The organism is Mesorhizobium sp. M4A.F.Ca.ET.022.05.2.1 (genome assembly GCF_003998845.1).
Classification (GTDB): domain Bacteria; phylum Pseudomonadota; class Alphaproteobacteria; order Rhizobiales; family Rhizobiaceae; genus Mesorhizobium.
Genome location: NZ_RZOJ01000008.1, coordinates 19984 through 41177 on the forward strand (window position 1 = coordinate 19984; position 21194 = coordinate 41177).

A 21194-nucleotide genomic window follows, 5' to 3' on the forward strand; every position below is an offset into this window, starting at 1 on the left:
AGTCATATCGGTTCGACGCTGGCATTTCTGCAGATGTCATCCTGCGGCCCATTGCCCGGCTTCGATGATTTCCATCATATGAGCAGTAACTTTCTGAATATCATAGCGCTGTTCGGCAATCGACCGACTGTTCCTGGCCATGCATCTGGCCTCATCTGGGTGGTCGATCAGACGGATCATGGCCTCGGCCAGGGAGGTCGTGGCACCGACCGGCACCAACAGGCCGTTTACCCCGGGGACGATCGGCGCGCGACAGCCGGGCGCATCCGTCGTTATCACCGGACGACCCATTGCCATTGCTTCCAGAACTGAGCGCGATGTGCCCTCGCGATAGGAGGGAAGCACGTAAATGCGCGAGTCGGCGATCACCCTACGGACATCTTCGACACCCCTGTGATAGCGGATCGTTCCGTCCGCGACGGCTGCCTCAACCTCCGAGACCGGAAATCCCGCGGGATTTGGATCCGTATCACCGACCAGGTCGAAGCGAGCCTCCGGCCGGACCGCCTTCACCAGCTTCGCGGCACCCAGGTATTCGGCAAGGCCTTTGTCGCGAAGCAGGCGGGCGATCATAAGAAATCGCGGCTCCTCCGGCAGTGGCGCAACCCTGAAACGATCCAGGTCGACCCCTGAACCGTTGACGACACTGGCTGGGGTCCGCCCGAGGAGCCCCAGGCGACGGAAATCATCTCGATCGTCCTCGTTCTGGAACGTCACCGTCGTGGCGCCGCGCAGGCTTGCTGCATAAAGAAGTCGAGCCGCGGCGTTGATGACCCTCCAGCGCAGCGATTTATGGCGGTCCGTGAACGCATAGCCGAGGCCAGTGATAAGCGCGTGCCGACGCGGGACGCGTGCAATCAACGCTACGGGTATGCCATAAACGATTGGCTTGATTGCGCAGGTCAACACGACCTGAGGTCTGAGTTCCCGTATTTTTCTGTAGAGACGGAGCGCCAAAATCGCATCGCCGATCGGGCCGACTGCCGCGCGCGCCATCGGCAGATGATGAAAACGAATGCCGTTTTCGGTCAGCCATCGCACGGTCATCTCATCGAACGGCGCCGCGGCATGAACTTCGTATCCGGCCACACGCAGCGCAAGGAGAAAATGTCCTCGAGTGGTTGCAAGGGACTTTGGCTCGCTCACAATGACGACGATACGGTTCATGCGTTCAACATCTTAGGCTGATTGCAGCAGGCCAGCCGCCTCTTGTAAGGTCTCGGGTCCCGAAACCCAACCCTGCGGCATGTTATCCACAGTATCGGTCGGTCTGAGTTGTTGAGTGGTACAGGCATCGGCGGCGGACTTCTTTTGAGTGGAGACTTCCGCCTTCGCAACGACGCATCGTTGAATTAACCCACCGCCTGCCATACAAGCGCCTCGAGTCATAAGCGACCTGAGGAAATCCACGGATGACCGAACGCATTGCTGTAATCGGCCTAGGCTATGTCGGCCTTCCAGTAGCCGTCGCGTTTGGAAAGATTTTCCCGGCAACGATCGCCTTCGATATCAGCGAGCGCCGAATCAACGAGCTGCGCGACGGCGTCGATCGTACGGGAGAGGTTGACGCCACGGAGCTCAAGGAATCGTCGATCGTATTTACGACCGACCGGAAGATGTTGAAAGGCGCTACTTTCTTCGTGGTTGCCGTGCCCACCCCTATCGACATCAATCGTGCCCCCGATCTCGCTCCTCTGAAGCTGGCATCCGAACTCGTCGGGGAAGTGGTGAGCAAAGGCGCGGTCGTCGTCTTCGAATCGACGGTCTATCCCGGCGTTACCGAAGATTTTTGTGGACCCATCATCGAGCAGATTTCCGGTCTGCGGCATCCTCACGACTTCGCGCTGGGCTATTCACCTGAACGAGCCAACCCCGGCGATCGCGAACACTCGCTGCGACGAATCGTCAAAGTCGTCTCTGGCGAGAATACCGAAGCGCTGGAGCGTGTGGCGGGCGTCTACAGCCGGATCATCGATGCCGGTGTCTACAGCGCCCCGTCGATCAAGGTGGCCGAGGCCGCGAAAGTAATTGAAAATACGCAGCGCGATCTCAACATCGCGCTGATGAATGAACTCGCAATGATCTTCGAGCGGCTTGATATTCGGACGCAGGACGTCCTTGATGCCGCGTCAACGAAATGGAACTTTCTTCCGTTCAAGCCGGGCTTCGTGGGTGGCCACTGCATAAGTGTCGACCCGTACTATCTGACCGCCAAGGCGGAGGCTGAGGGCTACCATCCGCAGATCATCCTCGCCGGCCGCCGCATCAATGACGGCATGGGAGCCTTCGTTGCTCAACAAGTGGTCAAACAGCTGATCCGTTCAGATATGCCCGTGAAGGGAGCTTCCGTTGGCATTCTCGGACTGACCTTCAAGGAGGATGTTCCGGATTTGCGCAACAGCCGTGTTTTCGACATGGTCAGGGAACTGAGGCAGTTCGGCATTGCCCCCAAGGTCCACGATCCTCTTGCCGATGCCGAAACCGCTCGACGCGAATATGGTGAAACAATCCTGCCACTCGACGAGATAAACGATTTGCAGGCGCTTGTTCTGGCGGTTCCTCACAAGCATTATCTATCGAGGGAGAAATCCCGTATTTTCCAAATGATCAGGCCAGGTGGAACGCTGTTCGACGTCAAGTCGGCCATCAAGCCGAATGAAGTTCCTGGAGTGATAAAATACTGGAGCCTGTGAGCTCGGCCTGCAACCTAGGAGTACACATTGACATCGACCAGGCCGATTCTGATCACCGGCGCGGCTGGCTTCATAGGATTCCACCTCTGCCAGAGGCTTCTCGCTGATGGCCGGCAGGTTGTCGGCCTCGATTCCATGAATGAATATTACGACATCAACCTGAAGCGTGCCCGGCTCGCTCGCTTGAAAGAATTTCCGAATTTTCGTTTCGATCAAATCGACCTCACCGACCGAGATCGCATTTCTGCGCTTCTTCTCTCGGTCACTCCGGAGATCGTGGTCAATCTCGCAGCCCAAGCCGGCGTTCGCTATTCGCTTACCAATCCGCACGCCTATGCGGAAAGCAATCTCACCGGCTTCCTTAACATCCTGGAGGGATGCCGACGTGCCTCGGTCGGCCATCTGGTTTATGCGTCTTCCAGTTCGATCTATGGCGGCAGCACACGGATGCCGTTCTCCGTTCACGATCCAGCGGACCATCCGCTGAGCCTTTATGCCGCAAGCAAGAAGGCCAACGAACTGATGGCGCATACCTACAGCCATCTTTTCGGCCTGCCGACGACAGGATTGCGCTTCTTCACTGTCTATGGTCCCTGGGGACGGCCAGACATGGCCCTGTTCATCTTCACCAAGGCCATTCTCGCTGGCGAACCGATCGACGTCTTCAACTATGGCAACATGCAGCGAGATTTCACCTATATCGACGACATTGTCGAGGGCATTGACCGCGTGATGCAGCAGCCCGCAACAGCAAATCCGCAATGGAAAAGTTCGGCCCCCGACCCCGCGACAAGCAGCGCGCCTTTCAGGATCCATAATATCGGCGGGAATTCGCCCGTTCAGCTGAACCGCTTGATCGAGGTGCTGGAAGACGCACTCGGGCGGAAGGCAAACCGCAACCTCATGGCGCTCCAGCCGGGTGACGTCCCGGCAACTTTCGCAGATGTCAGCTCACTTGAAGAGGCGACCGGCTTCAAGCCGAAGATTCCGGTCGAAATCGGGGTTCCGCGTTTCGTGGAATGGTATCGGGAATTCTATCGAGTATGATCCGATTCCCTTGGTCTTTGAGAAAAGGACGACGGATGGGAAGCCAATGAACGCGCGCTATGATTTCGGCCGCAACTGGTCCGAGCTCGCCGCGCGCTTCGAGGACGAACACCTGGACCGGGCTTGCGAGGATCTTCGCCGTCTGGTGGGCGATTTGGACGGGAAGACATTTCTGGACATCGGCTGCGGATCGGGCCTGCATTCGGCGGCCGCCCTTCGGCTAGGCGCGGCGAAGGTCCGGGCGCTCGACTACGACGTCCGCTGCGTCGAAACAACCAAAGCCGTTCTTTCCCGGTTTGCGTCGGGAGCGGAATGGAGTGTGGAGCGAGCCGACATCCTCGATAAAGTGTCGCTCCCGTCCGGGACGTTCGACATTGTCTACTCGTGGGGTGTCCTGCACCATACGGGCGATATGTGGGCAGCGATCCGCAATGCGACCGATCTCGTTGGTCGCGGGGGGCGATTGGGAATTGCGATCTACCTGAAGACGCCGCTGTGCGGGCTGTGGACGGTCGAAAAGAGGCTCTACTCCTCCCATCAGTGGCTGCGACCTCCGGTAAGGGCGCTTTTTGTCTGCGCCTATATGTTGGCAAGAACGCTGCGGCACCGGGACGCGATCTCTTTCGTAAAGAACTATCGCCAACGCCGGGGCATGGAGTTCTTGGCGGATGTCGACGACTGGCTTGGCGGGTATCCCTATCAATCCACCTCGGCTGTCGAGCTGGAGACGGCCGTGGAAAAGCTTGGGTTTCGCACGAAGCAGCGCCTGAACGTCACTCCAGGAATCGGCCTTTTCGGAACCGGCTGCGGTCAATGGTGTTTCGTGCGAACGGATTAATAGCCGCCCGATTTTCCTCTCTCTGATTTTGCATAGAGAACAGGACTGGGGGACAGGCCATCATGGGAGCAACGACGCCGGATGTGCGGTATTGTCGGCATTGTGGGTGGCGTGGCCGCGACGAGCAGCGGCGCCTCCACTGTACGTCGCATGGCCGACATGATCCGGCACCGAGGGCCGGACGGCGACGGCGTCTGGACTGATGCTGAGGCGGGTGTCGCGCTTAGTCAACGACGGCTGGCAATCATAGATCTGTCATCGGCTGGCGCCCAGCCCATGACTTCGCACGGCGGCCGTTACGTCATCGTCTTCAACGGCGAACTCTACAATCACGGTGAGATGCGCACGCTTCTCGATCGGGAACATGGCGATCGTGCCTGGCGCGGGCATTCCGATACCGAGGTCCTTCTGGCTGCGATCGAGGAACTGGGGCTAAAACAAGCTCTTGAGTTGGCCACAGGCATGTTCGCGTTCGGCCTGTGGGACCGGAAAGAGAGAACCCTTCTTCTCGGGCGCGATCGCCTGGGGGAGAAGCCCCTGTATTATGGCCGTGTTGGTAAGGCGTTTGCCTTCGCCTCCGAGCCCAAGGCGTTTCATCTGCTTCCCGACTGGCGCCCAGCGATCGACCGGAATGCGCTGGCGCTATTGATGCGCCACAACTACATTCCCGCGCCGTACAGCATCTATGAGGGCATCCGCAAATTAAGACCTGGCCACCTTCTCGTTCTTTCCGATCCTGTGCGCGAGCCACGCGTAGAGAGCTATTGGAACGCGAGGGAGGTCGCGGAACAGGGTCGCCGTGAACCTTTTCAAGGAAGCCCACAGGAAGCGGTCGACGAAGTCGAGCGCCATCTTCGCCGCGCACTCGAAGGGCAGATGATAGCCGATGTACCGCTCGGCGCCTTCCTCTCCGGCGGCATAGATTCTTCCGCAATCGTGGCGGTCATGCAGTCGATCAGTTCGCGGCCTGTGCGAACGTTCACGATCGGATTCGCCGAAGCCGGCTATAACGAAGCCGATCATGCCGAACATGTGGCGCGCCATCTCGGCACAGACCATACGGAACTATATTTGAGCGACCGGGACGCCCTCGACGTCGTGCCGCAACTGCCGGGCATCTATTGCGAGCCGTTTTCGGACTCGTCGCAAATCCCGACTTTCCTCGTCTCCAGACTGGCGCGTGGCAGTGTCACCGTTGCGCTGTCGGGCGACGGCGGAGATGAGTTGTTTTCCGGTTACACGCGCTACGCGCTCGCTGACGCGCTCTGGAACAAGCTTTCCCGCATCCCGATCGGCCTGCGTCGCGTGTCGGCCAGCCTGGCAACACTGCCGTCCCCCGAACTGTATGACAATGTCGCAGACGGGATCATGCCGCTCTTGCCGCGACGCCTTCGGCGCGAGCGGGTAGGCGACAAGATCCACAAGGCGGCGTCGGTTCTTTCGCTTCGAACCATGAACGACGTCTATCGTCGTCTCTGCTCGCACTGGGAGCCGTCCGAGATCATTCCCGATGCGGTCGAGCCACCCACGATGCTGACCGGATTGGAAGCACTTCCGACCTTACCGGGCAGCGTCGAGCGGATGATGTATCTCGACATGATGAGCTATCTGCCGGACGACATTCTGGTGAAAGTCGACCGCGCGGCAATGGCTGTCGGCCTCGAGACCCGCGTGCCGCTGCTCGACCATCGCCTGGTAGGCTTCGCGCTCTCGTTGCCGCTCTCCATCCTGCGGGCCGAGAACAAGACGAAGTGGCCACTCAGGCAACTCCTGTACAGGCATATCCCTCGCGGGCTCATCGAACGCCCAAAGATGGGCTTTGGCGTACCGATCGACACCTGGCTGCGCGGTGCGCTGCGCCATTGGGCCGAGGCGCTGCTCGACGAGCGCCGGCTGCGCGAAGATGGCTTCTTCCGGCCGGAGGCGATTCGGCGCGCTTGGTCCGAACACCTTTCTGGACAGCGCAACCACCAGTATCCGCTCTGGGACGTACTGATGTTCCAATCATGGCGGGAAGCACACCAGGGAGCCTCAACGGCTGTCGCGGCTTGAGGTGGCGCGTGGCCGACAATTTCAGTCAGGACTGCCCGCCCTCACAGCCGGTTGCGGGGCGCGGCGGTATTGCACTATCGGATACCGGAGCCAGCGGCTATACCGGCTCGGGAAAAGGGATGGCGGGGACCTTCGAACGATCCGTGCACAATCTGGAAGATTGCGAAGCAAGGCATTGAACCCGTTCATATCGCTCCGGCGGCATCTCACACCCGCGCAGGTCATCATCTACTTCTCCATCGCCTGTTTCTTTTCGCCACCTGTGCTGGGATCGGCGGTGAGCTTCGTCTTTCATGGCGGCGCACTCTGGTCGGTGCTGCTGCTGGCAGCCAAACGGCGGCGCTTCAATGTCGACCGGCCGATGCTTGCCATGACCATTGCGATCTATGCCTACTGCGCGGCTATGGTTCTGGCCTCGATCGTCAACGGTACGCTGCGGGCTGACGTCGCGTATTTCCTGCCGCTGGTCACCTTGCTGTTCTTCCCGATCTCCTATTCGACCTGGAGCATCATCGACAAGGCCAGCCTTGCGCGCATTGCTGTGCTTGCGAGCGCTGCGGCCTGTAGCGGTGCGTTGGTCCTCGCCATCGTCCAATATTACTGGATCGGGATGCTCAGGGCAGAAGGGGGGGCTGGAAATCCGATCGTTTTTGCGACTGTCACCTGTCTCGCCGTGATGATGTGCCTTTCGGGCGCTCTGTCGGGAATGGAGAAAGCCTGGAAGCCACTCTCTGTCGCCGCACTCGCCGGGGTCGTGGCGACTGTCTACTCGGGCTCGCGTATGGTTTGGGTGGCCTTATTGGTTGCCGTTGTCGCCATCCTTGTGGTCAATCGCCGGAGGTTCACTCGAGCGAATATGAGGCGGTTGCTGGTGGTAGCAGGCGCTTCCAGCTTGTTAACGGCGGCAATTACATTTCCGATCATCGTGGATCGCACTCATTTCCTCTTCGATGACTGGCAGGCCCTCACCACCAGAGGCGATCATTCCACTCCACTCGGATTGCGGGTTGGACTCTGGGACATAGGCCTCGATGCATTTCGTGAAGCCCCATTTTTCGGCCACGGCATTTCCGCCAGTCGCACGCTTACCCAGGAGGGATTCAAGGAGCGATTTGGGACGAACCAAGGTTTCAACCACTTTCACAACGGCTTTTTGACCGCTCTTGTCGAAGCCGGGTTGCTTGGAGCTCTGGCTCTCGCGACAATCTTCGGCGCGGCGGTCTGGAACGCAGCAAGGGTCCTGCGCCTCAGTGCCGATCCAGTCGAGCGGTTCGGTGCGACAATGATCGTCGTCACCGTCATCGTCTATGTCATTGGCGGCCTGACCGGCACCCTTGTCGGCCATGACATTCTCGATTCGACGCTGATGGTGTTCCTGGTTTCCGGAACATACCTGGCTAGCGGACGCACGGTGCCACCGATAAAAAAAGCTCCTATTGCCATCCCCGGTCCGACCACCAGGCGGATAATGGACGTTCTCGGCCACGACGACCTCGACCATGCCGAGCTCGATTCCCTGGAAGCGTCGCAGGTGCGTTTGGCTATGCAGGGATTTGGACCGGGTCGTATGGCTGGTAACGGGCAAGCCAAGGCAGCCTGACGCGGGCATTACTCAGACGTACGAGTACCAGCCCTTTGTAGCAGCCACCTGCCACCAACGACACCTATTTCGGCGCTAACTAATATGAATGGCGAACCCGACTGTGGCAGTGTAAGGTTCGCTGCAAAGGAGAAGAATTGCCCTAACAGCACTGCCAACGAATCTGGGAGGATTCATGGTCGAGATCATCTCCAAGCGGGATGGCCCGCGGCGCGAGGACGTACAGATCAAACGACTGATCGAGCAAAATCGCTCCACCATCGTCCGCCTTGCCGACCAGCTCAGCGCCGGCGGTTATTCAGCTTCCAAAAAGCCACGCCAGTTGCCAAAGGTCGAGGGCCTTATCATCCACGTTGGTGGTGCCCCGGTGTCGGCGTCGGAAGCCAGGCCGTCTGTCCATATCAGCATCAACGGTCGCGTGGTCTCGAAGGATCAAAACACGGGCCGCCAGCTCCATCACATCGGCGACGTACGCGATCGCGACCGGGAACAGATTTTCGTGCTGGCGACGAAACAGAATGGCTACTTCGCGCCGGTCGACGAAACCGTAGCTGCCAAGCTTGCCGACATGGATGGGAGGCGCCTCACCGGCGCTTACTCCGAAGAACAGCTTGCCGCCGAAATCGGCGCCAAGCTCGGCATCGGCTAACCAATTGGACGCGACGTCCGGATCGCCGAGAACACATAGCGATGGTCTCAAAGGTTCCGTGATGACTGAATGAAACGTGATCCGGGTCCCAGTCAGATGAAGATCGATGCTCTTCCGGCGCGTGCGCCGTCAGCCGGCAGGCAAATGGTTCTGAGCAACATCGATTATGACGAGCGCGCCACCATGCGCGCCTGGGAAGATTTTCTGGCCGACGAACCCAAATGTGCCCGCGATCCAATCAAGCCAAGCCACGTCCGCTCGCTCATTCACGACTCCTGGTATCGCAGCGCAACCGGCGGCATCAATGCGCAAGGGCATGAAGCCCCGCTCAACAGCGATCGCGACGAGATCGAATTTCTGACCCGGGCCAATGCCGAACTGCTCGCGGCGGCGCGTCGGTCCTTCGCCTCCATCGGCCAGTTGCTGGAGGGAACAGGCGCTATGCTGGTTCTTGCCGACAGCGACGGGGTGTTGATCGACGCTATCGGCGACAAGAAGACACTGCATAACGGCATGGATATCCACCTTGCCATCGGCGGCAAATGGAACGAGGACGCTGTCGGAACCAATGGCATAGGTACGGCACTGTGGACCGGGGAGCCGACTTTCGTCCATGCTGCCGAGCATTTCTGCGCCGGCATCAAGTCCTGGACCTGCGCCGGTGCGCCGATCCGCGATCCACTGGACGGCAAGATCATCGGTGTCGTCGACCTGTCGGGCTATTCGCCGATCTTCCGGCCGCATAACACCGCTCTGGTCGCCGCAACGGCCCGGCAGATCGAAAAGGCATTGGCCGAGCAGCAGGCGGAGCAACGAACGCGCCTGCTCGAGGCTTTCATCTCCTCGGCTTCCAGCTACCGCCGGAAAGACGGGCTGGTGATCCTCGATCATCGTGGCCGCGCCATCTTCCGCAACAACGTGCCCGATGGCGAAGCCACTGAAATGACGGACGGTCGGATGGAGGCTGGGCGTGGGCGCTGGCTGATGAACCTTCCTTCGTCCGGCTCGGAGGCCGATATCGCCAGGGCGCTGCCGGCCCATCTGCGTTCCTGCCACATCACGCCGCTCAAGCTCGACGGCGACCTGCGCGGCGCGGCGCTCGTGTTCCCGTCGGCGCCTGCAGTCTCCAGCGTGACCCACCGGGAGGCGGACAAGCACCTTCAGGACGCGGCCGCCATGATCGTCGGCGAAAGCGAGGCGCTGCTTGCTGCCGTCGATGTCGCCTGTCGCGTTGCCCGCTCGAACAGCGTCGCCTCGCTGCTGGTCGAAGGGGAGACTGGCGTTGGCAAGGAGCTGTTTGCGCGGCTTGTCCATGCCGGCAGCCGGCGCACGGCAAACGATCCTTTCATTGCGATGAATTGCGGCGCCATCACAAAGGAATTGTTCGGCAGCGAGCTGTTCGGCCATGTCGGCGGCGCCTTCACCGGCGCCTCGCGCGACGGCAAGCCCGGCGTTTTCGAGCTTGCCAATGGTGGCGTGCTCAGCCTCGACGAAATCGGCGAAATGCCGCTCGAGATCCAGCCATTCCTGCTGCGCGTTCTGGAAGAGCGGGTGGTCAACCGCATCGGCGACAGCCGAGGCCGGCCTGTGGACGTCCGGCTGGTCGCCTCGACCAACCGCGATCTCAAGCAGGAAGTCGCCGCGGGCCGCTTCCGCAGTGATCTCTATTACCGAATTGGCGCGGTCTCGATCACGGTGCCGCCGCTGCGTGAGCGCGGCGAGGATGTGCTTCTGCTGGTCGAGCATTTCAACCGCAGGATCGCCGCAGCCTCAGGCGAGGAGCCGCTGGAATTCTCGCACGAAGCGCTTGCCGCGCTGCTCGCCTATCGTTGGCCGGGCAATGTGCGCGAGCTGAAGAACCTTGTCGGACGTCTGCATGTCCTGGCGCGCGGCCGAGATATTGGACTTCACGATCTGCCCGCGGAGATCACGGCCCCCGCATCCGGACAGAGCGCGAAGTCGAGCGACACTGCGGTCATCTCGCCGGAGGTGCCTGAAGGCACGCTCGCCGAGGCGGAACGGCAGGCGTTGAAAAATGCGCTTGCCGTGGAGAATGGCAATCTTAGCCGGGTCGCGCAGCGGCTCGGCATCTCGCGGCCAACACTCTATCGCAAGCTCGAGCAATACGGCATCCGGCGCGAGTTCGTTTGACGAGGGGAAAAGGGAACCCATGCCATTCATGCCATGGTTTGGGAGGATTTCAGCCAAAAGGGAGCCGCAGGCGGCAGTCGGTCAGGCCGGCTGCGACACCGTTTCGCCGGCTCCGATCACACCAGCGCGCTCCGCCAGCCCGGCTGCGGCGGCGCCAAGACAAGGGGCCACAATATAGAGCCAGAGCTGCGACAGCGCGGTTCCACCGGCGAACAAAGCAGGCCCGAGCGAGCGGGCCGGATTGACCGAGGATCCTGACACAGCAATGCCGGCGAGGTGGATCACGACCAGCGTCAGTCCGATCGCCAGGCCTGCCAGAGCGCCCGCGCCGCCTTCGGCTGTGGCACGCAGAATGACGAGCACAAACAGGAATGTTGCGACTGCTTCGAACAGGAACGCCGAAGTCGCCGAATAGGCCGACCAGCCGTTCTGGGCAAAACCATTCGCGGCGACGTCATAGCCGCCACCCTTGCCCTGGACGATCACGTAGAGCACGGCCGACGCGACGATCGCTCCCAGACATTGCGCGACGACATAGCCGACAAGGTCATTGGATTTCATCCGGCCGGAAACGAAGACGCCGAGGCTCACCGCCGGATTGAGATGCGCGCCTGAAATCGGCCCGATCGAATAGGCCATCGCCACCACCGACAGGCCGAATGCCAGGGCGACTCCGAGCAGGCCGACCTCGGAGCGCATGAAGAACCGTCGCGCAGCCGACGAAGACCAACGCGAAGGTGCCGACGAATTCACAGACGCACTTGTTCATTAATTCCTCTCCTTGCAGATGACGGATCGGAACCGACGCGGTCGTTTGGCGTGGATCCGGTCCAGGTGGTTCAGGGAACGATGACGCCGCGGCCGGTGAAGCGCCGGTTCTTGAAGTCGTCGAGCGCGGTGTTGATGCTGGCGAGGTTGTACTCGGTGTAGTGCATCTTCACCTTGCCGTCGGCGTTGAGCTCCATCAGTTCGACGAGCTCGGTGAAATTGCCGACCAGGCTGCCGCCGATGTTGATCTCCTCGATGACCAGATGCGCGGTCGGAACGTTGACCGCGCCGCCGTAGCCGACGACGAAGAGCTGGCCGCCCTTGCGCACCATCTTCCAGCAGATGTTCTCGACGCCGAGTTCACCGACGAAATCGATGACGACATGGGCGCCGCCGCCGGTGATCGCCTTTACCTCCTCGACAACGTTCGGCCCGCCGTCGAGGACGAAGTCGGCGCCAAGATCCTTGGCCAGCACACGCGCCGCCGGCTCGCGGTCGACGGCGATGATGCGGCAGCCCGAAATCGCGTGCAGCGACTGTAACGCGATGTGGCCGAGCCCGCCGATGCCGAGCAGCACACAGTAGCTTCCTGGCCGCAACAGCTTCGCCGCCCGTTTGGCGGCGCGGTAGGCGGTGATGCCGGCGTCGGCCAGCGGCGCCACCTCGATCGGCGTGACATTGGCGTTGAGTTTGATGAGTGAGCGCTCGCTGGTGATGAAATATTCGGCGAAGCCGCCATTCATGCCGAGGCCGGGGAACTGCCCATTGTCGCAATACATGTCTTCGCCATGCCGGCAGTTGAGGCAGATGCCGCAGGAGCGGAACGGATGGCAGATCACGGCGTCGCCGCGCTTGACCGATCGGACGCCGCTGCCGACCTCCTCGACCCAGCCGGCATTCTCATGGCCCATGATGTAAGGCAGCAGGCTGCCGTCAGGATCCATGGTCGGTTTCCACACCCCTTCGATGATGTGGAGGTCGGTGCGGCACAGTCCGGCGGCACCGACCCGCACGATCACCTCGTCAGGGGCCGTGATCGTCGGCGCGACGACGTCCTCGATCTTGAGCTTCACGTTCATGTGCGGGTCGTATTCGTAGAGTCTCGCGGCTTTCATCATCGTGTCCTTTCCAAATCGTTCCGTTGGAATGCGCGTCAGGCGCGGCCAAGCTTTTCCGAACCGCCGCCACGTGCCGGGCCGGCGGTCGGGTCCTCGTCCTCGGCGAGATCGCCGATCAGTGTTTCGGTGGTGAGGATCAGCGTCGCCACGGAGGCGGCGTTGGCGAGCGCGGTGTAGGTGACGCGCACCGGATCGATAATCCCGGCCTCGAACATGTTCTGGTAGCTGCCGGCCGATGCGTTGTAGCCATAACCGCCATTGACGCGGGTGACCTCGGCCACCACCGTTTCGGGATCGGCGCCGGCATTGGCGGCAATGCGCCACAGCGGACGCGACAACACCGAGCGCACCAGGTGCACGCCTTCGGCGATGTCGCCTTCCGCCTCGGCCGCCACCTTGTCGAGCAGGGGCGCGATCTGGGCCAGCGCCGAGCCGCCGCCGGCGACGACACCCTCCTCGGAGGCGGCGCGCACGGCATTGAGAGAATCCTCGATCAGCTGGATCGTCCGCTTCTGCTCGACGGGCGTGACGCCACCGGCGTAGAGGATGGCCGTGCCGCCGGAAAGCTTGGCCAGGCGCTCGCGCAGCTTGTCCTGCTCGATGTTCGGCGGCGCGGCCTCGTACTGCCGCTGCACCTGGGCGCGGCGCGACGCGATCGCAGCATGGTCGCCGCCGCCGCGAATGATCGAGGTATAGGACGCGCTGGTCCTCACCCGCTCGGCCGTTCCGAGATCCTCGGCTGTGATGTCCTCCAGCCGGCCGCCGAGATCGCGCGCGATCACCTTGCCGCCGGTGATGATCGCCAGATCCTCCATCATCGCCTTGCGCCAATGGCCGTATTCCGGCGGATGGACGATGAGGTATTTCCCGGACCCCTGCTTGCCGAGCAGCGTCACCACCACCTCCGGCGACACTTCCTCCGACACGATCAGCAGCGGCCGCCCGGCCTCGTCGGCGATGCGGCGGGCAGTCTCGAGCGCCTTGGGGTCCTTGATCTTGAGGTCGGTCATCAGGATCAGAGGCCGCTCGAGCACGGCCTCCATCTTCTCCTGGTCGGTGACCATGTGATGCGAGAGGTAGCCGCGGTCGAAGGACATGCCCTCGACCACGTCAAGCGTGGTCTCGGTGGTCACGCTGAAGTCGGTGGTGATGACGCCTTCCGCCCCGACGCGCTCGTGCGCTTCCGCCACCAGCGCGCCAAGCCTGGCGTCGGTCGCGGCGATGTTTGCGACCGAGGCGAGGATGCCGTTGCCCTTGGCGGGCTTGGCCGAGGCCTTGAGGGCAGTAACCACCGCCGCCACCGCGCGGTCGATGCCCTTGCAGAGATCGACCGATTTGGCGCCGCGTTCATTCGCCTCGATGCCACCCTGGATGAGCGCGTTGGCGAGCACGATGGCGGTCGTGGTGCCGTCGCCGGCGACCTCGTTGGTCTGCATCGACACTTCACGAACGACCTGCGCGCCCATGTTCTCGAAACGGTCATGCAGTTCGATCTCGGAGGCGATGCTGACGCCGTCGCGGGTCACCATCGGCGTCCCGATCGGCCGGTCGATCATGGCGTTCATGCCTTTGGGGCCAAGCGTAGGTTCGACGGCCGCCGCCAGCCTATAGACGCCGCGGGCAAGGGCCCGGCGGGCCTGCGAATTGTGAAGCATTATTTTAGGCATGACTCCTCCTTCCGCCTTACGGGCGGCTTGTTGGTTGGGGGCCTCGTGCGAGGGAGGCCGTTGCTTTCGACGTTGCCTAGACGGCCGGCGCGCTTCGCGCCGGCACGCGGTCCATGATGAAGTCGACCAGCGTCGGCTCGCCGTCGACCACACTCAGTTCTTTGTATCTTGTCTGCTTCAGTCCACGGCAAAGCGCGCCGTTGAACTCCATGTTGACGCGCACGCCGCGCAGCTCGGCGAGGTGGGCGCTGAGCGCTACGGGCGGGATTTGTCGCCCCTCCCACGTCACGAAGACCGGATCGCCTGGACAGCGGTCAGCAAACCGCTGGAGCAGAGCCGCCCGGTACCGTGGCTTCTGCGCGGCCGCCTCGCCCGGCTCGAAGCTGGCGGCATCATATGCCGCCAGATCCATGCCGAGGATTTCGCGATCCGTCAGGCCGTGCTCCCGCAGACCGCGCAAGACCGCCTCCTGGCGCCGCTTGAAGGCCTTCATGCTGAAGGTTTCGCGCAAGGCGTCGATATCCTGGTCCCCGGCAAGCTCGGCGAAGATGTCGCCGAAAGTCCTGCCCGCCTCGATGCCGCGGTTGACCTCTTCGGCGAACATGTGGTCGTGCAGTTTCACGCGATAGGCAGGCGACCAGGAGAGCCGGTCGAGCGCCTTGCGGACACCGTCGAGCATGAGGAAGGCGAAATTGGGCGAGCACCAGTAGGTCGGCAGGCGGAAGTCGACCTCCACAGTGCCGTCACTGGTTATCTCGGCCCGCTCGACGAAGCCCATCTCGGTGATGGCTTCGTCGAGTTCCGGGTCGTTGACCTCGCCAAGGCGCCGCCAGACTTCCTCCTCGCGGCTGCCGGAAACGCTGGCGGTTGCCATGGCCCCTACTCCGCCGCGATGCTGAAGGGCGAGCTTGCGAGCGCCTTCTTCTTCGCATCAATGTCGATGTTGTAGAGGCGCGCGGCATTGAGGCCGAGGATCTTCTCCTTGATCTCGTCGGTCAGTTGTACACCGCGTTCTGCAGCGATGTCCTGCGGGATCTGGTAGGCCCAGAGTTTCTCGATCAGCCAGCGCGGCGTCCAGATCGCGTAGTCGGAACCGAACAGGAGCTTCTCCGGCCCGAGCCAGAACAGCAGTTCGGCGATGACCTCGCCGAAATAGCGCGGGCGCAAGTGGATGAAGGGAAGCGCTACCGCCAGGCCGCCATAGACATTGGTTTCCTGCGTCGCGATCCAGCAGAAATCGTCGAGGCGCGGCAGGCCGCAATGCTCGATGATCCAGTTGAGGCCCTGGAAATCCGTCGCCGCGTGGTCGACGTCGTGAACGTCGAACGCGTCCTTGCTGAGCGGGATGATCGTCGGGCCCTTGTGGACATGAATGTTTTTGATGCCGAGCTTTTCGCAGAGCTCGAAGCACTTGTAGGCATCGGGATCGGTGAGCTTCCAGCCCTTGGAGGCGCCGTTCCACTCGGCCGTGTACATCTTCACACCCTTGACGTCGTAGGTCTCCTTCATGAAGTGGATGTATTCCAGCGCCTTCTCGCCATCGCGCGGATCGAAGGAGCCGTTGACGATGAAGCGGTCCGGGTAGCGCTTGGCGACCTCGGCGTTGCGCTCGATCGTGTTGAAACCGTTCTTGTAGAAGTCCTTCAGGTAGGTGGACTGGACGATCGCAACGTCATCCGGACCGTCGATGAACAGGTCGCGATAAAGATCGTCGGCGCTGTATTTCTCAAATTTGCCCTTCGGCCAAAGTTGCTCCCTCGGGCTCAGGTTTGTGTGATAGGCATAAAAGCAGTCGATGAACTGCTTGCCGTGGATGTTCCTCTGGTTCTCCGGGCTGCCGTCCCAAAAATGAGTGTGGCCATCGACCACGAAGATGTCCTTGCCTTCAGGTGTCCTGTACATTCTTGCCTCCGCAGTCGTCGTGTTGGTGGGGCGTTGTGTTGAAGGTTTCGGCGCGCCGCGTCCGGGCGGCGCGCCGGATCGTTGCTCAGATGTATTCGAAGACCTCGTCCATGTTCCCGAACAGGATCACCGTGTTGTCGTCGATGCGCACCATGCGGCCGTAGTGGGTGGAGGTGTTGACCTCGAAGATTTCGGCGGTCATCTCGCGACCCAGATATTCGCTGATCTCGTCCATCTTGAAGATCAGCTTGCCGTTGCCGTCGATGCGGATCATGGCTGGCTGGTAGGTAACGATGACTCCCGGCTTTTTGCCCATGAATTCGGCGATGGCGCGCGCCTCGACCGAGTCGTTCATGGTGACGCCGCACTGGTGCGAGATCGTCTGCTCGAAGGTAATGTCCTTCATCGATTTGAAGATGTTAGACTGCGAAGCGTCGCGTGCTGCTACTGACATGATGTGTTCTCCCCTATTCAGCGCTTGAGGCCGAGTTCGCCGAGGATCCGGCCAATCCGTTCCTCGGACTGGGCGCGAACGTCGGTGAACGAAACCGGCTTGGAATGCGGCATCGACCAGATCGGCTGCAGGCCGGCGGCTGCCTTGTCGGCGAGCGCGCCGTGCTTCTTGACCCAGCCCTGGAACAGCTTCCTGTTGGCCGCGCCGTGCGTCTCGTCGTTGGCGAGCAGGTAGATCAGGTCGATGGTGTTGGCGAGGTTGCGCTCGTAGTCGGCTTCGGCCGCCGAGATCACCGGCGGCGTGATGAAGTCGTGGTTGGCCGCCGCCGCCTGCATCAGGAAGCCGGAGCGGAACAGTTCGCCAACCAGCGGCTCGAAGACGATGTTGATGGCGAAGTACTGCTCCAGATAGTCGGCCATGCCCATGATGGTCTCGACCGCTTCGCGGGTGCCCTGCCACACGCCGTCCTCGAGCCAGTGCTTCTTGCCGAGCTCGTCGTCCCATCCGGCGATGTCCATGCCGATCTCGGCGAGATAGAGCGTGATGTCCTGGGCCAGCCGGAGCTTGTAGGAGGAATTGGTGAGCGTCGCATTGTTGATCATCTGCGTGTAGCCGTAGCGCTGCGCCTGCATGAGCGATGTGCCCAGGCCGAACTCGGCATGCTTCCAGGCTCCGAGATGCGCCTGCAGCAGCTTCGACCAGACCTTGTCGAAGGTCTTCGGCGCGCCGGCGCGGCGGGCGTTGGTGATGACGCTCTGCACCATCGTCTCGATCTTCGACTGGCGCTGGTAGTGCGTACGCTCCCACTCCTGATCGGGAGCCCGGAAGGCATGCCAGTTCGAGCTCCTGGCAGCCGTGTTGTCCTTGACGTAGGCGCCCTTGCCGTTCGAGAAGGAGATGATCCAGTCCTGGATCAGGTAGCGCTCGGGGTCGGGCTGCACGTCGACCGTGACATCCTCGTAATGGGTGGCGCGCTGGCCCTTCGGCTCGAAGTACCGATATTTCCGGCTGTCCGAATCGGCGAAGATCGCGGCTCCCGCGGCTCCCGATCCGACTGAACTCGACGTTGCTACCATTGTCTTCACTCCCTTGTTGCAGTTGCTTTGGTGTCGCTGGCTCCGGCCCACCTCAATGGGCCGGGGTGGCGCTGGACGACGTGGTGAACCGGTCGAAGAAGATGCGTTCGGTCTCGAACCCGTTCATGAACAGGACCGGCTGCAGCGCATCGATCATGGGCGGCGGACCGCAGGCGTAGACGTCGCCCTGCCCGTCGACCGCCAGCTGTTTGAGCTTGGCATCGACGCTCTGGTGCACGAAGCCGCGCTCGCCGTCCCACGCCTCGCCGTTGACGTGCGAGAGCACCGGGATGAAATTCAGCTCCGGGTGGCTTCCGGCGAGCTCGGTGATCCTGTCGAGATAGAACAGGTCGCTTGGCGTGCGCGCGCCGTAGAAGAAGTAGACGTCCCGCTTCTCGCCGCTCTTCAGGTGATCGTTGAGGATCGACCAGACCGGCGACATGCCGGAGCCGGCGCCGACAAGGATCAGGGGACCTTGCCGTTCTTCCCGCCGGAAGCAGGTTCCATAGGGTCCGACGACGGTGACCTCGGCTCCGACACGGATGCCTCCGGAATCGAGTTCCCCGGAAAACTTTCCTTCGGGGTATTTCTTGATGATGAAGGAGAGTTTTTGGGTTTGGTCCGGCGTATTTGCCATGGAGAACGAGCGCGTAATCGTCTCCCCTTTTTGCGTGGTGACCGTGATGTCGACATATTGCCCAGCCCAGAATTTCATCGGCGAGCCGAGTTCGATCTCGATGCCCCGGATGTCGTGGGTCAGATGCTCGAACTTCGAGATCCGGCCCTTGAACGTCTTCACAGCGATTGATTTCGCCAGAACCTCCTCGTCGTAGTTGAGGAGCTCGACCTGCATGTCGGAATAGGCAATCGACCGACACAACAGGATGTGTCCGCTATCCTTCTCCATGTCGTTGAGGGCAAAGGTCGAGTATTTCAGCATGTCGACTTCGCCTTCGAGCAGTACGCATTTGCAGGCCGAGCATTGCCCTTCCTTGCAGCCATGCGGCAGCGCGATGCCCTGGCGGAATGCCGCGTTCAGGATCGTTTCGCCGTTTTCGACCTCGAATTCGACGCCGACCGGCTCCAGGCGCACTGTGTGAGCGTCAGTCATTAGATTGGACTCCCGATAGCGAGTATCTTCACTGGTGCTCTTGGTTTCTGGCCGAGCGAGCCCTTGTAGCCAGCCGTCACCTTCCTCCAGTCGTCGGCGGGCGGACGCGTCCCGGTGACAGTGAAGACGGTTGCGGCGATTGCAGCCCAGGCCGCGATGGCGATGGGCAGGGCGAAGCGGGCGCGTGTCATGTTGACCACCAAGCGGTGGGCGGGCCGGCGGCAACCGGCCCGCCTGACCGTCAATTGAACGGCGTGATGGTGAAGCCGGCCCGATACTCGGCGAGGTGCTTCTCCCGATCGGCCGCAGACATGCCGCGAAGCGCCTTGAGCGGCGAGCCGAGGACGTTTCCGCGCACGTCGTCGAGCGTCCACTGCTGGTCGGCCTCGAAGCGCAGATGCGGCTGCGGGATCAGCGTCTTGCCGTCGGAGCGGACGAAGTTGAGGTCCTTGATGGCGTCGGCGAGATCCCAGCCGTCATAGAGCGTCTCCCACTCGCGCTTGCCGCTGAAGCGGCCCATCGCGGGCGTTGGACGGCCCTGGTACTCGTCGGCGAAGGCCTCGACGGCAGTCCAGCGGTCGAGCTCGTGGGCGAAGGTGTGCAGCTGCCCGTCGATCTCGTCGACCACGATGTCCTCGCGGATGAGGCAAGGCACCAGGCACGACCAGCAGCGGTGCGGATAGACGTAGCCGACGTCGCTGTTGAACAGCAGCACCTTTTCGCCCTTGCGGCTGAGCTTGGCGTACCACTTCCAGAAGTCGCCGAACTCGGCATACCAGCCCGGATACTTGTGCTCGAACCACTCGAAGTCCTTGTCGGTCTGGGCCTCGATGCGCCAGAAGTTGACCGGCCAGCCGACCGCGAAGAACTGACCGACCTTGTGGACGTAGTTCTTCTTGGTGATGCGCTCCCAGGCGGCCTGGACGTCGTCGTGGTGGACCTTGATGCCGTACTTCTCGAGCGGCAGCATGTAGGTGCGGTAGTAGTCCTCATAGATCCAGCGATGCCACATCTCCGCGTAAGACTCCTTGTTCTTGTCGCGGTTGGTTGTGCCATATTCGATGAAGGTGCCGATGGCGGCGTCGACGATGGCGTGGTTCTGCCAGAAGGCGTAGCGCAGGTCGCGCTCGAGCAGCAGATGGTTCTCCGGCTCCTTCAGCGCGGCCATCAGCAGCGAATGGCCGTTGCCGATGTGCCGGCTCTCGTCGGACTGCACCGACAGGAAAACGGTCGGCAGCGCATAGTCGCCGTTGCGGGCGGCCTCGGAAGGCATCGCGACGAAGAGGGTGTTGGTAAACGCCGTCTCGGCCACGACGGTCAGGTACATGCAGGCGGCCGTCATCGTGTCGCCAGTGATGAAGCCCTCGCCGAACTGGCGGCCGATGGTGGTTGCGTAACACTTGCCGAAGGCTTCTTCGGTGATGTCGAAGCCTGCCGGGTCGATGTAATTCTCCATGTACCACTTCTTCAGATTCATCTGGATGGTGGAGTGACGGAACTCATCGACCATCTGCATGGTGAAGCCGGTTCTGAGGTCCTCGCCCGGCGCCAGCCGCGCCACCATCGCCATCGAGCGGGCGGCGGAGATTTCCGGGAAGGGAATGATGGCGAGGAAGAGCTTCATCCATTCCACCCAGCGCGGCTCGACATTGCGGAACATGTCACCGCGAAGGGCAGCGTCGAGCGCGCCGTAGACGCGGTTGTCCTTCTCCTCCTGCATCGGGAAATAAGAGCGCAGCACCTGCTTCATCGGATCGCGCGGCGCCTTGGCGATCTTGTAGTCGGTCGGAAACGTCATCGCTTCCTGGACATAGGTCGGGTTCCAACCGAGGTCGGAAATCTTCTTCGTCGCCTCGCCTACGGAAATGCCGCGTTGCGAGGTGATCTTGTTGAGCGTCAGAGACGACATCGTCATAAGCCTCCACCAGGTTTGAGCCGCGGATCCCTTGATCCGGGCGTGAGACGGCACACAACGCCGCCAGTGAGAGTGCGAACGGCACGACAAAGGGTTGCGCATTCAGGCGCGACTCATCGTCGGGCTGTTCGAGTGGATCGCGGCAAAGGTTTC

General features: G+C 61.6%; 17 protein-coding genes and 1 pseudogene. 7 read left to right on the top strand and 11 right to left on the bottom strand.

Translation table 11 applies throughout. The features are described 5' to 3' along the window. Nucleotides 1-36 precede the first annotated feature (36 nt). Entirely contained in the window at nt 37-1167 is a 1131-nt protein-coding gene (locus EN745_RS02150; protein ID WP_127420424.1) for a glycosyltransferase family 4 protein, read from the bottom strand. A 245-nt stretch (nt 1168-1412) separates the two neighbouring features. Between EN745_RS02150 and EN745_RS02155 the strand changes: the two genes are divergently transcribed. From EN745_RS02155 to EN745_RS02185, 7 genes are all read left to right on the top strand, one after another. Next, nucleotides 1413-2693, top strand: coding sequence for a nucleotide sugar dehydrogenase (locus EN745_RS02155; RefSeq protein WP_126058865.1), 1281 nt, complete (start codon nt 1413-1415; stop codon nt 2691-2693). 27 nt (nt 2694-2720) lie between these two features. Then, nucleotides 2721-3740: an NAD-dependent epimerase gene (locus EN745_RS02160; RefSeq protein WP_126058864.1), complete on the top strand. Its 1020-nt coding sequence runs from the start codon at nt 2721-2723 to the stop codon at nt 3738-3740. A 46-nt stretch (nt 3741-3786) separates the two neighbouring features. Further along, nucleotides 3787-4578: a class I SAM-dependent methyltransferase gene (locus EN745_RS02165; RefSeq protein ID WP_189362930.1), complete on the top strand. Its 792-nt coding sequence runs from the start codon at nt 3787-3789 to the stop codon at nt 4576-4578. An 81-nt stretch (nt 4579-4659) separates the two neighbouring features. Continuing rightward, the gene (asnB, locus tag EN745_RS02170; RefSeq protein ID WP_127420426.1) at nt 4660-6630 is read left to right on the top strand and encodes an asparagine synthase (glutamine-hydrolyzing); all 1971 of its coding nucleotides are present in this window, start codon (nt 4660-4662) and stop codon (nt 6628-6630) included. Between the two features lie 175 nt (nt 6631-6805). Continuing rightward, the gene (locus EN745_RS02175) at nt 6806-8230 is read left to right on the top strand and encodes an O-antigen ligase family protein (RefSeq protein WP_126058861.1); all 1425 of its coding nucleotides are present in this window, start codon (nt 6806-6808) and stop codon (nt 8228-8230) included. Nucleotides 8231-8405: 175 nt separating this feature from the next. Then, nucleotides 8406-8879, top strand: coding sequence for a hypothetical protein (locus EN745_RS02180; protein ID WP_127420427.1), 474 nt, complete (start codon nt 8406-8408; stop codon nt 8877-8879). A gap of 144 nt (nt 8880-9023) precedes the next feature. Then, the gene (locus EN745_RS02185; RefSeq protein WP_245487602.1) at nt 9024-11030 is read left to right on the top strand and encodes a sigma-54-dependent Fis family transcriptional regulator; all 2007 of its coding nucleotides are present in this window, start codon (nt 9024-9026) and stop codon (nt 11028-11030) included. Nucleotides 11031-11111: 81 nt separating this feature from the next. Here the strand turns inward: EN745_RS02185 and EN745_RS02190 are convergent. The 10 genes and pseudogenes from EN745_RS02190 to EN745_RS02235 form a co-directional block, all read right to left on the bottom strand. Then, nucleotides 11112-11799: pseudogene (locus EN745_RS02190) on the bottom strand (aquaporin). A 70-nt stretch (nt 11800-11869) separates the two neighbouring features. Beyond that, entirely contained in the window at nt 11870-12913 is a 1044-nt protein-coding gene (locus EN745_RS02195) for an NAD(P)-dependent alcohol dehydrogenase (RefSeq protein ID WP_126058857.1), read from the bottom strand. A gap of 38 nt (nt 12914-12951) precedes the next feature. Beyond that, nucleotides 12952-14583 (bottom strand): molecular chaperone GroEL, encoded by a 1632-nt coding sequence (locus EN745_RS02200; RefSeq protein WP_127420429.1) that lies wholly within the window; start codon nt 14581-14583, stop codon nt 12952-12954. Nucleotides 14584-14659: 76 nt separating this feature from the next. Continuing rightward, nucleotides 14660-15457 (bottom strand): iron-sulfur cluster assembly protein, encoded by a 798-nt coding sequence (locus tag EN745_RS02205; protein WP_126058855.1) that lies wholly within the window; start codon nt 15455-15457, stop codon nt 14660-14662. A gap of 5 nt (nt 15458-15462) precedes the next feature. Further along, nucleotides 15463-16485 (bottom strand): amidohydrolase family protein, encoded by a 1023-nt coding sequence (locus EN745_RS02210; RefSeq protein WP_126058854.1) that lies wholly within the window; start codon nt 16483-16485, stop codon nt 15463-15465. Between the two features lie 85 nt (nt 16486-16570). Beyond that, nucleotides 16571-16939 (bottom strand): MmoB/DmpM family protein, encoded by a 369-nt coding sequence (locus tag EN745_RS02215; RefSeq protein ID WP_040968968.1) that lies wholly within the window; start codon nt 16937-16939, stop codon nt 16571-16573. 17 nt (nt 16940-16956) lie between these two features. Then, nucleotides 16957-18015 (bottom strand): aromatic/alkene monooxygenase hydroxylase subunit beta, encoded by a 1059-nt coding sequence (locus EN745_RS02220; protein ID WP_126058853.1) that lies wholly within the window; start codon nt 18013-18015, stop codon nt 16957-16959. A gap of 52 nt (nt 18016-18067) precedes the next feature. Then, nucleotides 18068-19126, bottom strand: coding sequence for a 2Fe-2S iron-sulfur cluster binding domain-containing protein (locus EN745_RS02225; protein ID WP_127420430.1), 1059 nt, complete (start codon nt 19124-19126; stop codon nt 18068-18070). After that, nucleotides 19126-19317 carry a hypothetical protein gene (locus EN745_RS02230; protein WP_127420431.1) on the bottom strand — a complete coding sequence of 64 codons (192 nt, stop codon included), beginning with the start codon at nt 19315-19317 and terminating at the stop codon, nt 19126-19128. Before EN745_RS02230 ends, EN745_RS02225 begins: the two co-directional genes overlap by 1 nt. Nucleotides 19318-19367: 50 nt before the next feature. Continuing rightward, on the bottom strand, nt 19368-21041 hold the full coding sequence (locus EN745_RS02235) for an aromatic/alkene/methane monooxygenase hydroxylase/oxygenase subunit alpha (protein WP_210211267.1): 1674 nt from the start codon (nt 21039-21041) through the stop codon (nt 19368-19370). Nucleotides 21042-21194 lie beyond the last annotated feature (153 nt).